The sequence below is a fragment of the Burkholderia sp. Bp9140 genome, from assembly GCF_003853425.1.
Taxonomy (GTDB): Bacteria; Pseudomonadota; Gammaproteobacteria; order Burkholderiales; family Burkholderiaceae; genus Burkholderia.
In genome coordinates, this window is sequence record NZ_QTPQ01000097.1 from 1 (window position 1) to 1,891 (window position 1,891).

A 1,891-nucleotide genomic window follows, 5' to 3' on the forward strand; every position below is an offset into this window, starting at 1 on the left:
AGCTGGTCGAGGATCGCCGGGTTCTCGAGCGTGGACGTGTCCTGCGTGATCGCCTCGCCCTTGGCGAGCGAGCGCAGCAGGCGCCGCATGATCTTGCCCGAGCGCGTCTTCGGCAGGTTGTCGCCGAAGCGGATGTCCTTCGGCTTCGCGATCGGCCCGATCTGCTTGCCGACCCAGTCGCGCAGCGCCTTCGCGAGCGCCGCCGCTTCCTCGCCTTCCGGACGCGAACGCTTCAGCACCACGAACGCGACCACCGCCTCGCCGGTCGTGTCGTCCGGGCGGCCAACCACCGCTGCCTCCGCAACCAGCTCATGCGAGACCAGCGCCGACTCGATCTCCATCGTGCCGAGCCGGTGGCCCGACACGTTCAGCACGTCGTCGATCCGGCCCATGATCGTGAAGTAGCCGGTGTCCTTGTCGCGCACCGTGCCGTCGCCGGCCAGATACAGCCGGCCGCCGAGCTCCTCGGGGTAGTAGCTCTTCCTGAAGCGCTCCGGGTCGCCCCAGATCGTGCGGATCATCGCCGGCCACGGGCGCTTGATGACGAGGATGCCGCCTTGCCCGTTCGGCACGTCCTGGCCCGTCTCGTCGACCACCGCGGCCATGATGCCCGGCAGCGGCAGCGTGCACGAACCGGGCACCGTCGGCGTCGCGCCCGGCAGCGGCGTGATCATGTGGCCGCCGGTTTCCGTCTGCCACCACGTGTCGACGATCGGGCAGCGCTCCTGGCCGACGTGCTTGTGGTACCACATCCACGCTTCCGGATTGATCGGCTCGCCGACCGTGCCGATGATGCGCAGGCTCGACAGGTCGTAACTTTTCGGATGGACCTTGTCGTCGGCCTCGGCGGCCTTGATCAGCGAGCGGATCGCGGTCGGCGCGGTATAGAACACGGTGACCTTGTGATCGCCGATCATCTTCCAGAAGCGGCCGGCGTCGGGGTAAGTCGGCACGCCCTCGAACACGACCTGCGTGCCGCCGCACGCGAGCGGGCCGTACGTGATGTACGTGTGGCCCGTGACCCAGCCGATGTCGGCCGTGCACCAGAACACGTCGGTCGGCTTCCAGTCGAAGGTCCACTTCATCGTCTGCGCGGCCCACAGCAGGTAGCCGCCGGTGCTGTGCTGCACGCCCTTCGGCTTGCCGGTCGAGCCCGACGTATACAGGATGAACAGCGGATGCTCGGCGCCGACCCATTCCGGCACGCACGTGTCGGACTCGCCGTCTGCGATTTCGTGCATCCACAGGTCGCGCCCGGCATGCCAGTCGATCTTGCCGCCGGTGCGGCGATAGACGATCACGCTCTTGACCGCTTCGCAGCCGCCCATCGCGATCGCTTCGTCGGCGATGCGCTTGAGCGGCAGCGTCTTGCCGCCGCGCGCCTGCTCGTCGGCCGTGATGAGCGCAACGGCGCCGACGTCGACGAGCCGCTCGTTCAGCGATTTCGCGGAGAAGCCGCCGAACACGACCGAGTGCGTGGCGCCGATGCGCGCGCAGGCCTGCATCGCGATGATGCCCTCGATCGACATCGGAATATAGATGATGACGCGATCGCCCTTGCCGATCCCGCGTTTCTTCAGTGCATTCGCGAAGCGCGACACGCGTGTGAGGAGCTCGGCATAGGTGATGCGCGTGACGGTGCCGTCGTCGGCCTCGAAGATCACGGCGACGCGCTGGCCGTTGCCGGCTTCGACGTGGCGGTCCAGGCAGTTGTACGACGCGTTGAGTTCGCCGTCGTCGAACCACTTGTAGAACGGCGCGTCGCTCTCGTCGAGCACCTTCGTGAACGGCTTGTGCCAGCTGAGGCCCTCGCGCGCGAGACGCGCCCAGAAGCCTTCGTAATCCTGCTCGGCCTCGGCGGCCAGCGCCTGGTAGGCCGGCATGCCGGAAA

At 67.6% G+C, this 1,891-nt stretch carries 1 protein-coding gene; it reads right to left on the reverse strand.

Going from position 1 to position 1,891, the window contains the following annotated elements; translation table 11 throughout:
- On the reverse strand, nucleotides 1–1,891 hold a 1,891-nt coding region (gene acs, locus DIE21_RS36740; protein WP_124502196.1), incomplete at both ends, for an acetate--CoA ligase.